The 14,257-nt window shown below is 59.8% G+C and carries 17 protein-coding genes and 1 pseudogene; 5 read left to right on the top strand and 13 right to left on the bottom strand.

Translation table 11 applies throughout. The features are described 5' to 3' along the window. From AC5E6L_RS01760 to AC5E6L_RS01740, 5 genes are all read right to left on the bottom strand, one after another. On the bottom strand, nt 1-707 hold a 707-nt coding region (locus AC5E6L_RS01760; protein WP_491770852.1), incomplete at its 3' end, for an ABC transporter ATP-binding protein. A gap of 3 nt (nt 708-710) precedes the next feature. Continuing rightward, nucleotides 711-1,646, bottom strand: a complete 936-nt coding sequence (locus tag AC5E6L_RS01755; protein WP_491770850.1) for an ABC transporter permease — start codon at nt 1,644-1,646, stop codon at nt 711-713. An 11-nt stretch (nt 1,647-1,657) separates the two neighbouring features. After that, nucleotides 1,658-2,623: an ABC transporter permease gene (locus AC5E6L_RS01750; RefSeq protein ID WP_491770848.1), complete on the bottom strand. Its 966-nt coding sequence runs from the start codon at nt 2,621-2,623 to the stop codon at nt 1,658-1,660. Nucleotides 2,624-2,694: 71 nt separating this feature from the next. Continuing rightward, nucleotides 2,695-4,287, bottom strand: a complete 1,593-nt coding sequence (locus AC5E6L_RS01745) for an ABC transporter substrate-binding protein (protein ID WP_491770846.1) — start codon at nt 4,285-4,287, stop codon at nt 2,695-2,697. A 14-nt stretch (nt 4,288-4,301) separates the two neighbouring features. Next, nucleotides 4,302-5,216: an N-formylglutamate amidohydrolase gene (locus AC5E6L_RS01740; RefSeq protein WP_491770844.1), complete on the bottom strand. Its 915-nt coding sequence runs from the start codon at nt 5,214-5,216 to the stop codon at nt 4,302-4,304. A 196-nt stretch (nt 5,217-5,412) separates the two neighbouring features. Between AC5E6L_RS01740 and AC5E6L_RS01735 the strand changes: the two genes are divergently transcribed. Then, a complete protein-coding gene (locus AC5E6L_RS01735; RefSeq protein ID WP_491770842.1) occupies nt 5,413-6,111 on the top strand; it encodes a type 1 glutamine amidotransferase in 699 nt (232 codons plus the stop codon). Nucleotides 6,112-6,341: 230 nt separating this feature from the next. Here the strand turns inward: AC5E6L_RS01735 and AC5E6L_RS01730 are convergent. Next, nucleotides 6,342-6,515, bottom strand: a pseudogene (locus AC5E6L_RS01730) (transposase); the annotation flags it as partial. A gap of 453 nt (nt 6,516-6,968) precedes the next feature. On the opposite strand from AC5E6L_RS01730, the gene AC5E6L_RS01725 reads away from it, so the two are divergent. Beyond that, nucleotides 6,969-7,157 (top strand): helix-turn-helix transcriptional regulator, encoded by a 189-nt coding sequence (locus AC5E6L_RS01725; protein WP_491770840.1) that lies wholly within the window; start codon nt 6,969-6,971, stop codon nt 7,155-7,157. A gap of 92 nt (nt 7,158-7,249) precedes the next feature. Here the strand turns inward: AC5E6L_RS01725 and AC5E6L_RS01720 are convergent, their stop codons facing one another. From AC5E6L_RS01720 to AC5E6L_RS01695, 6 genes are read right to left on the bottom strand one after another with little or no spacing between them, the layout of a single operon-like run. Further along, on the bottom strand, nt 7,250-7,723 hold the full coding sequence (locus tag AC5E6L_RS01720; protein ID WP_491770838.1) for a JAB domain-containing protein: 474 nt from the start codon (nt 7,721-7,723) through the stop codon (nt 7,250-7,252). A 54-nt stretch (nt 7,724-7,777) separates the two neighbouring features. Further along, nucleotides 7,778-8,095 carry a hypothetical protein gene (locus AC5E6L_RS01715; protein WP_491770836.1) on the bottom strand — a complete coding sequence of 106 codons (318 nt, stop codon included), beginning with the start codon at nt 8,093-8,095 and terminating at the stop codon, nt 7,778-7,780. A gap of 31 nt (nt 8,096-8,126) precedes the next feature. After that, nucleotides 8,127-8,483, bottom strand: a complete 357-nt coding sequence (locus AC5E6L_RS01710) for a hypothetical protein (protein ID WP_491770834.1) — start codon at nt 8,481-8,483, stop codon at nt 8,127-8,129. Between the two features lie 59 nt (nt 8,484-8,542). Beyond that, nucleotides 8,543-8,671, bottom strand: a complete 129-nt coding sequence (locus tag AC5E6L_RS01705) for a hypothetical protein (protein WP_491770832.1) — start codon at nt 8,669-8,671, stop codon at nt 8,543-8,545. A gap of 17 nt (nt 8,672-8,688) precedes the next feature. Beyond that, complete coding sequence (locus AC5E6L_RS01700; protein ID WP_491770830.1) at nt 8,689-9,024, bottom strand: hypothetical protein; 336 nt, start codon at nt 9,022-9,024, stop codon at nt 8,689-8,691. 5 nt (nt 9,025-9,029) lie between these two features. Then, complete coding sequence (locus AC5E6L_RS01695; protein ID WP_491770828.1) at nt 9,030-9,803, bottom strand: outer membrane protein; 774 nt, start codon at nt 9,801-9,803, stop codon at nt 9,030-9,032. A 117-nt stretch (nt 9,804-9,920) separates the two neighbouring features. Between AC5E6L_RS01695 and AC5E6L_RS01690 the strand changes: the two genes are divergently transcribed. Then, nucleotides 9,921-10,478: a tyrosine-type recombinase/integrase gene (locus AC5E6L_RS01690; protein ID WP_491770826.1), complete on the top strand. Its 558-nt coding sequence runs from the start codon at nt 9,921-9,923 to the stop codon at nt 10,476-10,478. A 21-nt stretch (nt 10,479-10,499) separates the two neighbouring features. Here AC5E6L_RS01690 and AC5E6L_RS01685 read toward each other — a convergent pair whose 3' ends face one another. After that, nucleotides 10,500-11,135, bottom strand: a complete 636-nt coding sequence (locus AC5E6L_RS01685) for a DNA-methyltransferase (protein WP_491770824.1) — start codon at nt 11,133-11,135, stop codon at nt 10,500-10,502. A 373-nt stretch (nt 11,136-11,508) separates the two neighbouring features. Here AC5E6L_RS01685 and AC5E6L_RS01680 point away from each other — a divergent pair, with 373 nt between their 5' ends. Then, nucleotides 11,509-12,063, top strand: coding sequence for a hypothetical protein (locus AC5E6L_RS01680; RefSeq protein WP_491770822.1), 555 nt, complete (start codon nt 11,509-11,511; stop codon nt 12,061-12,063). Then, nucleotides 12,053-14,248, top strand: coding sequence for a type IV secretory system conjugative DNA transfer family protein (locus tag AC5E6L_RS01675; RefSeq protein ID WP_491770820.1), 2,196 nt, complete (start codon nt 12,053-12,055; stop codon nt 14,246-14,248). The genes AC5E6L_RS01680 and AC5E6L_RS01675 overlap by 11 nt, the downstream gene beginning before the upstream one ends. Nucleotides 14,249-14,257 lie beyond the last annotated feature (9 nt).

Genomic DNA, 14,257 nt, shown 5'->3' with positions numbered 1-14,257 from the left:
ATGAGCTTGCCGTGTCGCAGGACATAAACATAGTCACACATCTCAGCCACCACACCCATGTCGTGGGTGATAAGAATGATGGCGATGTTTTCCTGTCGCGTCAGCTTCACCAGGGTGCCGAGCACCGCCTTCTGCACGGTCACATCCAAAGCGGTTGTCGGTTCGTCGGCGATAATCAAATCAGGTTGTGCGCTAATCGCTATGGCAAACACAATGCGCTGGCATAGCCCGCCAGACAGCTGGTGAGGGTACTGTGAGAGCCTCTCTTCAGGCAGGGGTACTTCGGCCTGTTTCAAGAGCTCGATCGCATAGGTGCGCGCTTCGGCACCGCGCTTGCTTGTGTTGGCCTCGATTGCTTCGATAATTTGTTCTCCGATGGTCAACACGGGGTTCAGAGCCGTCATGGGATTTTGATAGATGTACCCAATCTTGCTGCCGCGAATATCGGTGAATGCGTGCTCTTCGAGCTTTGTCACCATGACTTCGTCGAGCAAAACCCCGCCTGTATCAATAACGGCATTCTCGTCCAGAAGGCCCAGCGTGGCTTTGCCTATGGTCGATTTTCCCGCACCGCTTTCCCCGACAATACCGACGATTTGACCTCGATTGACGGTCATCGAGAACTTGTCGATAGCGCGGAAGGCCCTGCCATCGGCCATGGGATAGGCGATGGTGAGTTCGTCGACCTCGATAAGGGGGTCCGACATGGTTCAGTCCTTTCCACGCAGGTAGGGATTGGCGTGATCGCGCAGACGGTCGGCTACCACGTTGATGCAGAGCACGAGGGTCACCAGCACAAGACCAGGAAAAATCGAAACCCACCATTTGCCAGACAAGATGTAATCATTGCCGTTGGCGATGAGCAGGCCCAGGGATGGCTCCGTGATTGGCACGCCAACACCCAAGAAGGACAAGGTGGCCTCCGCCCCGATCGCGCCGGAAATTGACATCGGCAGGACCACCAGGACCGGTGATATCGAGTTCGGAAAAAGGAACCGCGCCATAATGCGCCAATCGGACAGGCCTGCCAGGCGGGCGGCATCGATGTACTCCTTTTTAAGCTCGGACAATGCCACGGCGCGTACCAGCCGCGCCTCCGAAGCCCAAGCTCCGATGATCAGCGCAATTATGACCTTGTCGATGCCAGTTCCGAAGATCGCCAACACCATGAGGGCCAGCAGGATGCCGGGAAAACTCATCTTCAGATCAACCATGCGCATGATCACGGTTTCAACCCAACCGCCCTTCATGGCGGCCAGCAGACCCATAAAGACACCAATCGCAGACCCAACAATGACTGCGACAAGCGCCACAAACAGGGAAATGCGCAGACCATAGAGAACGGCAGACAAAATATCGCGTCCCAGCGCGTCGGTGCCGAGCAGACTTGGCGTCCCGTCCCAAAGGTGCGATCCAGGTGGCTGGAGACTGTCGAGAATGTCGAGTTGTGCCTGATCGTACGGGTCTTGTGGTGCAATCAGGGGCGCAAAAACTGCCAGAACAACAAATATTACAATGCCAATCAGTCCGACTATCGCGGCAGGGTGGCCACCGAATATCTTCGCGAATGTATCGATGAACTTTGCTTGTTTGGCTTCCGATTTGCTTAGGGAGGGTGCATCGGTCGTCGTTGTATCAGCTGACATCTTTGTTTGCCTCACGCGTAGCGGATGCGCGGGTCAAGCAGCGCATAAAGCACGTCAACGATGAAGTTGATGGTCACAAACATCAGGGTGATCAGGATCAGGTAGGCGACCACAACCGGACGGTCGGAATTGTGAATACTATCTAGAAGCAACTTGCCGATGCCCGGCCAGGAAAAAACCGTCTCAGTCACCGTGGCAAAGGCGATGAGCCCACCCAATTGCAGACCAGTGATGGTCACGATCGGTATCAGAATATTGCGCACCAGATGGCGCCTTACGATCCGGTCGCGGCTAATGCCCTTCGCGCGGGCGAAGGTCATGTAATCCTGATACATCACTTCTTGCGTGCCGGAGCGCGCCAGGCGTGCTTGCAGGCAGATGGTATAAATCGCCAGGTTCAGCGCCGGCAGGATCATGTGACTCACCCCATCAAGGCTGAATATCGACCACCCAACTCCGAAAATCTCAACGGTGTCACCTCGGCCGGAAGCTGGCAGAACTTGGAACCAGACCGCAAACACCATGATCAGCAGGATGCCCTGCCAGAAATTCGGGATCGAATAGCCGACCGTCGTTGTAAAACTGATGGCTTTCGTCGTCCGTTTCTTTTGATTCAGACCGGAGTAGACTCCAAGTGGAATGCCCACGACCAAACCAATGAACATAGCGGCAAGGGCAACTTCGAGCGTTGCAGGTAGACGTTCGATGATGAGGCCAAGAACCGGCCGATTGTAGACAAAGGACGTTCCAAAATCGCCTTGGGCAACATTGCCCAGAAAGGTAAGGTACTGGGCGATAAGAGGGCGATCGATGCCCAGCTCTACCGCAAGGGCCTGACGGTCTTCCTCTGTGAAGTCCTCACCGGCGAGAACGGCGACCGGGTCCGAGACGACATACATGCCAACAAACACCATCGCTGACATGATGAGGACAAGAATTGCGCTTTGCCCTAAACGCTTGACGATGAAGCTCAGCATGACGCCGCCTTTTTGCAGCCCTTGAAACGTCCAGGGCAGACGCCCTGCCCCTGAGTGCGAATGCCGCGCTGCTAGCGACGCGACACTGTCGTTGCGAGTGTCCGTTCGTCCTGGCGCCCAACGATTTCAAGATCCGCCCGGTGCGCCCAGATTGTGTGTTGATAGTACAAAGGTACGCCGGGCAGATCTTCCATAACCACCCGCATCGCATCACCCAGATACCCATTGGCAATGGTGTCGTCGGTTTCGACAGCCCAGGCCTGCATGGCGGCATCAAAATCGGCATTCGTGTAGTTGGAGTAGTTCGACGCCCCAAGGCCAAGTTCCACGTTGCGCGAAGCAAAGGCAAAGGAAATCATCTGCGCCGCACCCTGAGGATGCCCCCAGCCGTATAGAAAAACACCAAGCTCGCGTTCGCGCCGTTGCGTGGCGAAGACCGACCAGGGCTGCGTTTGCAGGTCCACCTCAATGCCAATCCGAGACAGGTACTGTGCGACGGCTTGAGCCACACGCGCGCCATTGGAATACCGATCCGACGGCGCTGCGAAGGTGATCTTGAAACCATCAGGATAGCCCGCTTCGCTCAGAAGAGCGACAGCACGCCCTGGGTCATGGTCCAATGCGGGGAGTTCGGGTGCGCCCGTGCGATAGTTGGGTGCAAACTGGTTCGCGACAGTTGCTTCTCCGCCAAACAAGCGCGCAGCAATAGCTTCCCGGTTGATCGCAAGAGACATCGCTTGACGCACGCGGACGTCTGACAAGGGCGCGCTACCATCCTGGGCGATCACGCCGGGGGCGCCATCAGGGCTGACATCGAACAGCAGGAAGATCGACCGCCAGGACGGGGTGGCCGTATAGGCGAGGTCCGGGTTGGCTTCGAGGCCCGGCAAATCCTCGGTGGTGGGATTCTCGATGACGTCAAAATCGCCCGCCAACAAGCCCGCCAGCCGGGCGCCGGCGTTTCCTATGGTTCGGATTTCGACGCCCTCCCATTCGGAGACCTCACCCCAATAATTGTCGTTGCGAACAAGGCTCGCCTCGCCGGAAGGATCGAAATTGACAAACCTAAAGGGGCCGGTTCCGATGCTTGCCGACCCTTCCTCATACTCGGCTCGGGTTGGATAGGCGGCGATACCGCAATCGCCTTCGGCGTCATATGCGATAGGGCCGTCCGCCACGTCACCCTCGGTGGCCGACATGATCGGCAAGAACTTCATTTTTTGGATCCACAGCGGATAAGGCGCATGCATGTCGAAGCGCACGGTGTGCTGGTCAAGAGCCACCACGTCCGCCACTGGCCCCATGGATGACGTCAGCAGGTTCCGCCGCCCATCGACCTGGTACATCATCCGGCAAGCTGAATAGACGACGTCGCGCGCTGTCAGCGGGTCGCCGTCATGGAAGAAGACATCTTCACGCAGGCTGACCTCCAGTGAGGTGTCGCTGATCCAGGTCCAGCCGTTCGCAAGAAGCGGGCTGTCGTCGGCGCCCACCAACGCCTCAAAAACATGCTCACGCAAAGAGGCCGTCGGCGCGCCACTGAAGGGGATGGGGTCCATGGAGCGCGGTGCCGATGAAAAGGCGATCCGCAGCGTTTCTGCATTGACCACCGATGGCGCGGTCAGCACGGCAATCAGGCCCAGAGCGATCGACGATTTCTTCATTGGCGTGTTCCTCGTCATAGCGTGCCCACGGCAACGGGATGCGATGTGGTCAAGCGGTTTTCTGTGTAGATTTTGAACTGTTCGAGAACCCATGCGCAGTCCGCTTGCACCTTCTCAAAGCCCTCTGTCTTCGCGCGCGTGCCTTCATCCATGTAAAGGTCGCGTCGCAACTCGACTTGGAGGATGTGCTGGCCGATCCTGGGCCAGCCGTAGCGCAGCGTAATCTCGCCACCGATGAAGCGCTTGTTGATGCCCACGTCGTACCCGCGCGCGCTGAAAAGCTCCGACATCTTATGTGCAAGATCCGGAGCGCAGCTGGCGCCGTTTCGCGTGCCGATGTCGACTTCAGGGCGTTCCTTGCCACCGCGCAACTTGTGATCAAAGCGGGTCATCGAATGACAATCGACGATGTAAACCTCGCCGTGACGGGCCCGCAGGTTTTCAACCATCTTCGTCATAGTCTGATGGTAGGGAACGAAGTAACGGGCCAGGCGGTCATGTGCCTCTTGAACGGTCAGCTTGCGCTCATAGATCGGCACCCCGTACGCTTTCGACCAAAAGAGCGTGGCCCCGACTTCGACTGATCCACTCGGCAAAAACCGCCCTGGCCAGGCGCTCGCATCGTCAAGCATATCAGCATCGATATCGTGCTGATGACGATTGACGTCTACGTAGGCGCGAGGAAAGTTGGCTTTAATTGTGCTGAGACCAAGCGCGTCTCCAGCGCAGAACAGCTCATCGACGTATTTATCCGAAGGATGATCGATCTCGGCATGGCTGAGCTTCGCGCTGTAGCCAAAGTCCCTCGGATACACGTCTCCAGAATGGGGAAATGAAAGCATTAAAGGCGACTGGCGTTCAGCCGCCGTGATCACCTCTGAATGATGTGATTTACTTATGGCGTTTTCACCGAGATATGTGATGCCCATTGAGACCTTCCGTCAGCAGCAACTGGAAATCAGGCTAATGGGTTTTGCTTGCATTAAAAGCGTATTGATGAACTCACTTGTGCCATAAGATAGGATTATGAGGTGGACTCTTATGGCGGCATTAGATGCAGCAATATCGTTTCTGCGTACGGCTCAAGGTGCTAGCTGAGCGCTAGAAGCCGGGACCCTTCTGGAAATGAAGATTTGTATTCTCCACGTTGGCCATCATGATCCCAATGAGAAGATCAGGCATCCGCCCTCTCCGGAGCGATTTCGGCGGATTCTCACGCCATTGTTGCCCGATGCCCAATGGTCGGTCATCAGCGCTGTTGTCGGCCAGCTACCCACTCCACATGCGTTCGATGCTTACCTGATAACGGGCGGAAAATACTCGGTCTTTGATGCATATGAATGGCAGGACGGGCTGATCGCGTTTATTAGGACGCTTCACGGTGAAGCGATACCGTTGGTCGGCGTTTGTTATGGACATCAAGCAATTGCTCAGGCCTTGGGCGGGCGCGTATCTCGCTCAGATAAAGGGTGGGGTGCCGGACTTATGCCCGTGAATGTCGTCCGCGATACGGGATGGGCGCAGGTAAGAGGCGATGTGGTTTTGCACGCCATGCATCAGGACCAGGTTACGCAGTTGCCGCCCAGCGCCGAAGTTTTCTTGGAAAGCGCCTTTTGTCCCTATAGCGGCTTCACAGTTGGAGGCCATTTCCTGGCGATCCAGCAGCATCCCGATTTCACGCCCGACCTCAATGCCGACCTGATACGTTGCAGGATCGAGCAGATTGGGGACGCTGCTGCGCCTGCGCTGAGGTCTTTATCGGGGCAAGACGACACCGACGTCAGCGCTGAATGGATAGCCGGCTTTTTGAAGGCCGCAGTTTAGAGGCTTGAGCGCTGGACAGCATCCAATGAATGGATTCGCCCTATAGAGGCGGTACGCAGACACGATCCGTGCCCAGTTAATCGGTCGTGAAGGGAATTCGATTTTCAGGCTGTGATTGATCTGGGGCGGATACTGATCAGGACGGTGAGCAGCCACAAGATCTGCCTGAACCATGTGACCAGCAGCGAGAAGTTGTAGCCGGCATCGGCGAGGATGCGAGCGACCGGTTAGGGATCAATTGAAGGGCGACCAATATCGCTGTAGGTCGGCGCCGAAACGGAGCGGATATCGGAGAGGTCCACAAGCCGATCAATCTGGCGCAGCACATGAGCGGCAGGCACATGCCGATCCAGATCAAACTCATAGAACAGCGCCGCCTGCGGTTCCTTCTTCGGTCCCATCATCGTCAACAGCCTCCCAAATCACTTGGGAAATTGCATCAGCGGCCAAAGCGCCCATCAAGGAGAGTCTCTCAACACTATCCGCAGTATAAAGACCATAAGATGCTGGCCTTGAATGGTCTTCATGCAGCCATGTTCCGTGGCGAGGAACGGAGTGGTGCCCGGGGCGGATTTGATTTTGTCTTATAAGTCTCTGTTTTTAAGAATATATCAAGAGTCTTTAATATATTTATAACCGCACTGTTACCCACATTTATTCCCGTAACGGTAGTGCGGCTCCCAATCACTCAACTTTCCACAGGTTTCTCGCCAGTTGAGTGGTGGCCCCAAAGTCCCTGCTGAGCGCCTTTGGATAGTCGACTATAGCAGGCCTTAGCACCGCGTGTTAGCCTGCCTCCGCCCAGGGCATTGTCACCCTTGGGGCATCGCGATGCTCCTCAATCTGAGGAGTATCCGATGCGGATCATATCAAAGCGTCAGCTGAAGGAGCTGGTTCTGTACTCTCCCCAACACATCGCGCGCCTGGAAGCGGCCGGTAGGTTCCCCAAGCGGGTCCAGCTTGGCCACAACCGGGTCGGGTGGATTGAACAGGAAGTGCTGGATTGGCTTCAGGAGCGGATCGACGCCCGCGATAGGACCACCTGACACTCCCAGCGTGGAGCGGGGTGGCCGGGCCGCGCTCGGTCACCCCATCTTGGTCTCTTCAGGCGATGATCACGCGCCGTGCCCCACTCGGGCTATCGGATCGCAAACGCAAGATCCCCAACCGCCCCAGCAGCATAATCCCCGCCACCGGCTTCGTCGAATGCACTCCAGTATCCCTTTGAGCCGACGATGATGAAATCGAGCACGTCCAGGGTTTCCAGGGGAGCAGCGTAGGCTTCTATTGCCATGAGCGCACGCCGGTCCTCGGCACTCGGCGTCGGATCGCCCTTCGGGTGATTGTGGATGAGGATCAGGTAACGCGCACGCAAGGCATAGGCCCGGCCAAACAGGTCTTGAGTGCTCAGCGTCGTCATGGTGGCGCAGCCGGTGGAGTGGACGTCATAGACGCCGGTCAGATCGTCCAGCAGATAGACCACCAGCAAAGTCTCGCTGGCTCGGTCTTTGATCGAGTTGAAGATGGTAGCCACATCCTCAGCCCGTGACAGTGGGCGCTTCAGCGGATTTTCGAACTCTCCCTCGGTCAACCTGATGTCCAGCTTTCTCATACCGGCATTGTATCATGCCGCCAACTGACCGCGATGGTCGTCAATCCACCACGGTCAGGCTGAACTGGTTGCCTCCCACGGTCCAGGTGTCAGCGATCCTGCCGTCAATCGGGCGCTGGTGCGTGGCCAGAAGCCGTTGCGGGCCAGCATCTCGAAGGTGAAGCCGTCAGCGGTGGCAACGTATTTGGCGGGCCATTGCGTGCCGCTGCCGTCGCAGCGATGGGCCATGTCGGTGTCGACGTCGATGCCGGCGACCTCGGTGGTACCAGCGGAAGCCGGTTCGGCGGTCTCGGTCGTCTCCGTGGTGGTGCAGGCAGCAACGGCCACGGCCATCATGGCGGTGGCAAGCAGGCTCGAAAGCGGTCGGTTCATGGTGTGTCCCCCTGTTGGTGCCGTCAGTTCTTCATGGCGCGATTGGTGATGATGCGCGCGGGGCAGGCTGGTTCCTTCCGTCCTCTGATCGCTGATAGTTGGCCGGAAACAGCGCAAACCGGCCGTTCCGTTCCGGCACCGGCGTGAACACGCCGCAGGTCCTGGCGATACACACGCGATCCAGGGGCCGGTCGAGGTCGAACAGGTACAACAGGCCGTCTTGATCACGGTAGACACGAATGTCCGCGGCGGGGATCGGGGTACGGGTTTCGTCCGCGCTGACACCGACAAACCGGCTGCGGTCTGGAACCGTCTCACCGACCATAAGGACAGCGTGCTCCACCGGCGTTTCGGCGGCGGCGCTTGTGGTCAAGAGGGCCAGCGGCAAGGCAACCGCGCCGGGCCGGCACCAGCGATGTACCGGTCGCGGCCGTCGACACCGCCCCATTACCGAACCCAGCCGGGGAAACGCGATCCCTCGGCGTTCACCAGGACATACCCGCTGTCGGTCGTGACGTAGCGGCCGTCGGCGCGGTAGGTGGCGGCCATGGCGGTCAGCATGATCAATCGGCGCATCTCGTCCTCCCCACCGGTCAGCGCCGACAGTTCTCGGGCTTGTACCTGGTGATGATGTAGCCGCCGCGCTCACGTTGCCCCTGTCGCACCAGATCGCACCGGAAGCGCTGACCGGCGAGGCGCAGCCGTTCCCGATAGGTTTCCGGGTCATCGCGTTCCTTGACGGTGCTGCGGATGACGAAGCGGCCCGGGCTGCTCGACTTGGCGCACTTGACGGTGGCGGACTTGAAGCGCACCGATGTCTCGGCGGTGACGACGCACACCCCCGGTTCGCGCCGTTCGGCGGCGGCCGAGCCGACCGAACCAAAGAGCGCCAGCGTCAAGACGCCAACCAATACGGGGCGGATCGTCATGATTGTCAGCCCCCGATCTTCCAGGTCAGATGGGCGCGGATGGTGTGGAGCTTGGTATCGAAGTCAAAGAAGATCGGATCATCCGGTGACCCGGTGCACACCACGCAGACACCGTTCACGGTATCGGTACCGAAATCCATGAACAGATACTCAATGCCGAACGCCGCTCGCTCCGAGACGGCCGTCTCCAACCCGGCCCCGATGGTATACCCGGCGCGGGTGCCACTGGCCGTGTTCGGGCCGAACAGTCCGTCACTGAACGTCGTTTCGGTGTCACCGGCGGTATGTTCGATCCCCGCCACCGCCAATCCGCCAGTGGCGTAGATCAGCGTCGGGGCAGGTGCTTGATCGAGCGTCGCGCCGACCCGACCCCGTACCGTACCGAGCCAATCGATGTCGGTTTCGGCGACCACCTCGGATGCTTCCTGGCGCAGGTGGAGGCTCGCGGCGGACAGGTCGGCTTCGACGCCGAACACGATGTCTTCATGGACCCAGTTATAGGCAAGGCGTGCGCCACCAAGCACCCCGGCCGCTTCATCGCTTTGGGTGGCACCGGTTTCGATCCATGGCCCCGCACCCCGACCGGTGTCGGTTCCGCTGACCGACATGACGCCAATGCCAGCGGTCACACCGACAAAGACACCGGACCAGTCAAACGAGGTGGCGTCGTCAACGGTTTGGGCGGCAGCGGCGGCAACCGACGCTAAGAGCGCCAGACCCGTGCAAGCGGACAGTCGGGAATGGAGTAACCGGTTCGGTCGGACGGAATGTTGCAGCATTGAAGGCGCGCTCCCTGTTGCGGGACGGCGCTGCAACACTATGGGCAATAGTGTTGCATTGCGGTCACAGTTTCGCCGCCCGTTCCGCCCTTTTGTATGTTTATCCAAGACCAGACGATGCAGCTCCATGCCGCCGCCGGAGGCCGTCTCTACGTCAACGAAGCCGAGCGGGCGCGTTTCCTGGTCGCGGCCGAGCGGGCTGCGGCCACCACCGGCACGCTGTGCCTGGTCCTCGCCCATACCGGCTGCCGCCTCTCCGAGGCGCTCGCGCTAACCGCCCGATCCATCGATCCGGCCACGGCGACGCTGGCCATCGTGACCCTGAAGCGACGCCGCCGCGCGGTCGTGCGCGAGGTGCCGGTGCCCCGCGAACTGACCGACCGGTTGGTCGCCGCCCATGACCTCGCCACCGCTTGCGACGACGCGCTGCTCTGGCCGATCTGCCGCAGCACCGGCTGGCGGCAGGTCAAACAGGTGATGCGCTCCGCCGACATCAGCGGCCCGCAGGCCACCGCCAAGGGACTGCGCCACGGTTTTGGCGTCCACGCCCTCCACGCGGGCGTGCCGCTCAACCTGCTCCAGAAATGGATGGGTCACGCCCACATCTCCATGACCGCCGTCTACGGCAACGCCACCGGGCCGGAAGAACGGGCCATCGCGGCCAGGATGTGGTGAGGAAGCGACCCAAGGTCACCCTCACGTCACCGCTGCCAGCCGCCGTTTGGCCAACTCAAAATATGTCTGGTCGAGTTCGATGCCGATGAAGTGGCGCTGGGCTGCCAGTGCGGCCAGTCCGGTGCTACCTGAGCCCATGAACGGGTCTAGCACAGTGTCGGCCGGATCGCTGGCGTGATCGATCAGAGTTTGCAGCAGGTCGATTGGCTTCTGGTGGGGATGCTCCGGCCGGCCAGGCCGAGTGCTTGCAAGCAGGTTACCAACGCCGCGCCCACGATACTGCGGTCGGCCTTTCTCCAAAACCAGGATGAGTTCATAGCGCTTGCGAAATGCCTGACCGAAGCCAATTCTTTTTTTGTCCCATACCAGCACGTCCCGAATGGTGAAGCGTGTGTACCGCCGCACAAAGCTCTCCATGAATGGCAACTGGCGGGCGCTGCTGAAGCAGAAGCACGTGCAATCCGACTTGAGCAACCGAAACAGTTCGACCAGAGCAGACAGCGCCACGAGAGGGTTCTCATCACCATGAATAGTTTGCTGCTGCCTCCCGTAGCGCTGATTGTCGCCATAAGGGGGATCGGTCAACACCAGATCGATGCTGGCCGCTGGCAGTTGCGTCAAGCGATCGAGCGCGCAGTCGTTGTGTAGAGTGATCATCGTGCAATCCTCGTTGGTGAGGACTGTTCAACTTTCATACAATCAGTGACCGGTAAACGAGCGCCATGCACCGCAACGGTCCGGCGTGAGCGGCCAGCCGTCGCTATGCGCACCCTTCACATTTTGTTTCAGCCGGGCGGTACGGCCAGCCGGACGCGGCAGATGACACCGCCTCAGGTGCTGTCACCACTTGGGGATGGGCCGGGGGATACCGTATCCCCAAGCCTATCCCGGCCGCGTGCATGACACTTCGCGCCAGCACGGAACATACTGACACCCAACCAGGCCCGAAGACTGCCGATAATCAGAGCTAGCCAAGCGGATTGATTGCTTCTGATCAATCGGTTTCAATGTTTGGATTGGGAGGGCCATCATGAACCTGTTGTTCAAGCGCGATCAGAAGTCGGGAGCACTGTTTTCCCTGGTGCCCCTGCGTATCGGCAGTGGGGTGATGTTCCAGTTGCATGCCGAATTGGAACTGGATGATGAGGAACGGCAACTGGTCAGCCAGTACCGGTTCGCCAAGGTGCCGCTGGTCGTCAGCGATCCGATCGACGACATCAGACAGGCGTTCCGGCCGGCCCTTTTGCTTGGCCTCGTTACCTTCGCGGTCGTCTGGTTCCTGGCCACCTTCACCACCGCCGTCTCGCTCTCCATCCTCGTCGTCTTGGTGATGACGGTGGTCTATTTCCGGGCGCTCCGCGAACAGATCATCGTCGCGCATCTGACCGAAGGCGGCCGCACCTTCTATTGCGACAGCATCGTCGAACTGATCCAGAAGGAAGCCTATCTGGAACGCGTCTGCGCGTATCTCCGCCAGGTCCTCGAAAGCGCCAAGCATTGGGACGACCGCGAGCGCATCGCCATCGAACCGCTGAAGAAGGAAGACGCTAAGCAGGCGGTGCTGCGGGCCAGCGGTGGCCTTTGATCCGATCTATCGGGGCTGGGGCACGCGACTGGCGCTCACGCGTGGTCTCAAGCAGTCGATCACCCGCCTTGGCCTTTCACGCGAAGCGCGGCAGGTGGCCGCACTGGCCGATCGGGTGGCGGCGCAATGCAAGGAACTGAAGCTCGATACCGATCACGGTCAGCGGTTTCTGGCCGAGACCATCGCCGCCAATGTGCTCCGCCGGTTCCATGACGATGAGGATCAGGTGCGAGGGCTGCCGTTGTTCGCCGCCCTGGCCGATTGCCTGCACAACCTGATCATCACCGAGCGCTGGTTCGACCTACCGTCTGAGCCAGTAGCCGACGCCGTGCCGGCTCGCTCGGAACTGTGGGAGAGCGAGGACCGACTGAAGCGCACCGCGCGCATTCTGTCCGCGTTCGATGAGACCATGGGCACGATCGCCAACCTGTTCGCGGCGATGCTGGGGCCGATCGTTGAACGCGTGCCGGCGCTCCTGACCGAGTTTGACGCAGAAGGCGGCGACATCCGGTTCGAGACGCAACTGGCCGAGATCGTCGATGACCTGCCGGCAATCGTCGAGGACATGGTGCAATGGCCTTTCGCGCCGGAACTGGAAAACACCGACACGATCGACGCGCTGCGGGCGCGCCTGAGGTACAATCTGATCCTGGCCTCGGGCGGCACGCCCGAAGACCCGCGTGCGCTGGAGAAGGCGACCAAGTTTCCGAGCAAGGCGTCGGCCATGCCGCCGCGTCAGCTGATCGACACCTATCTTGGCGGCACGCCACTGACCGGCCTGTTCGACGTCCGCGTGCCGATCGTCATTCCGCAGGCAACTAGGTTCGAGCACCAGCACATCGTCGCCGGTTCCGGCCACGGCAAGACGCAGACCTTGCAGCACTTCATCTTGCATGATCTCGACGCGGTGGCAGCCGGAGACGCCTCCATCGTCGTCATCGACAGCCAGAGCGATCTGATCAACACCATCGCCGGTCTGGATGTGTTTGGGCCGGACGGCCCCTTGGCCGATCGGCTGGTGCTGATCGATCCGACCGATGTGGAATGGCCCGTCGCGCTCAACCTGTTCGACTTCGGCCTCGAACGGATCGACCAATACGCGCCGCTCGATCGCGAGCGGCTGATCAATGGTGTCCTTGAACTCTATGACTTCGTCCTCGGCTCATTGCTCGATGCCGGCATGACGCAGAAGCAGACCATCATCTTCCGGTACATCACGCGGCTCCTGCTCCATATCCCGAACGCCACCATCCATACCTTCCGGGAACTGTTCGAAGATGGCGGTCTTGACCAATACCGCCAGCATCTCGATCAACTGACCGGATCGGCGCGCGCCTTCTTCGAGACCGAGTTCGAGACGCGCGAATTCGTCTCCACCCGCCGCCAGGTGCTGCGCCGCCTCTACGGCATCCTCGAAAACCAGACCTTCGAGCGAATGTTCAGCCATCCCAAGAGCAAGCTCGATCCGTTTGCCGAGATGAATTACGGCAAGGTCATCCTAATCAACACGGCCAAGGACCTGTTGAAGGAGAACGGAACCGAGATCTTTGGTCGCTTCTTCATCGCCATGATCGCCCAGGCCGCGCAGGAACGGGCCGTGCTGCCGAAGAGCGAGCGCCTACCCACCTTCGTCTATGTCGACGAGGCCAACGACTATTTCGACCGCACCATCGGCGTGATCCTCAGCCAGGCCCGCAAATACAACATCGGCCTCATTCTCGCCCACCAGTTCCTCGGCCAGCTCGACAGCAAGCTCTACGAAGCCATCGCCGCCAACACCGCCATCAAGTTCGCCGGCGGTGTCTCGGCCAAGGATGCCCGCTCACTCGCCGGTGACCTGCGCACCGATGCCGGCTTCATCGAAGCGAAGGACAAGCTGTCCTTCGCCGCCATGGTGCGCGGCACGACCAAATCCGCCGTCTCGATCGGTGTCGAACCCGGCCAGATGGAAGCCCGGCCGCGATTGACCGAAGAAGAAAGCCTAGCCCAGCGCGACGCCATGCGCGCCGCCTATGCCGTGCATTACTCGGAGATCGGTGGAGACACAGCCGAGGAAAACGCCAACGAAGACGCTGAGGGTGGGGCCGAGCCACCGAAGGCAGAGGAAGCCGAAGCCACCGGAGAACCCTCCGAGCCGCCAAACGATGACGAACCAGATACCGGCGAGCCGATGCGGTGGGAGTGAGACCCATCC

This window comes from Roseitalea sp., assembly GCF_984466335.1.
The sequence above is the reverse complement of the archived record's forward strand: the minus strand, read 5'-3'. Positions and strand labels throughout refer to the sequence as shown.

Excerpts from the sequence above, each read along its gene's own strand:
- AC5E6L_RS01755 (WP_491770850.1), bottom strand. The coding sequence starts at position 1,646 with ATGTCAGCTGATACAACGACGACCGATGCACCCTCCCTAAGCAAATCG.
- AC5E6L_RS01750 (WP_491770848.1), bottom strand. The coding sequence starts at position 2,623 with ATGCTGAGCTTCATCGTCAAGCGTTTAGGGCAAAGCGCAATTCTTGTC.
- AC5E6L_RS01745 (WP_491770846.1), bottom strand. The coding sequence starts at position 4,287 with ATGAAGAAATCGTCGATCGCTCTGGGCCTGATTGCCGTGCTGACCGCG.
- AC5E6L_RS01740 (WP_491770844.1), bottom strand. The coding sequence starts at position 5,216 with ATGGGCATCACATATCTCGGTGAAAACGCCATAAGTAAATCACATCAT.
- AC5E6L_RS01735 (WP_491770842.1), top strand. The coding sequence starts at position 5,413 with ATGAAGATTTGTATTCTCCACGTTGGCCATCATGATCCCAATGAGAAG.
- AC5E6L_RS01725 (WP_491770840.1), top strand. The coding sequence starts at position 6,969 with ATGCGGATCATATCAAAGCGTCAGCTGAAGGAGCTGGTTCTGTACTCT.
- AC5E6L_RS01720 (WP_491770838.1), bottom strand. The coding sequence starts at position 7,723 with ATGAGAAAGCTGGACATCAGGTTGACCGAGGGAGAGTTCGAAAATCCG.
- AC5E6L_RS01715 (WP_491770836.1), bottom strand. The coding sequence starts at position 8,095 with ATGAACCGACCGCTTTCGAGCCTGCTTGCCACCGCCATGATGGCCGTG.
- AC5E6L_RS01705 (WP_491770832.1), bottom strand. The coding sequence starts at position 8,671 with ATGCGCCGATTGATCATGCTGACCGCCATGGCCGCCACCTACCGCGCC.
- AC5E6L_RS01700 (WP_491770830.1), bottom strand. The coding sequence starts at position 9,024 with ATGACGATCCGCCCCGTATTGGTTGGCGTCTTGACGCTGGCGCTCTTT.
- AC5E6L_RS01695 (WP_491770828.1), bottom strand. The coding sequence starts at position 9,803 with ATGCTGCAACATTCCGTCCGACCGAACCGGTTACTCCATTCCCGACTG.
- AC5E6L_RS01690 (WP_491770826.1), top strand. The coding sequence starts at position 9,921 with ATGCAGCTCCATGCCGCCGCCGGAGGCCGTCTCTACGTCAACGAAGCC.
- AC5E6L_RS01685 (WP_491770824.1), bottom strand. The coding sequence starts at position 11,135 with ATGATCACTCTACACAACGACTGCGCGCTCGATCGCTTGACGCAACTG.
- AC5E6L_RS01680 (WP_491770822.1), top strand. The coding sequence starts at position 11,509 with ATGAACCTGTTGTTCAAGCGCGATCAGAAGTCGGGAGCACTGTTTTCC.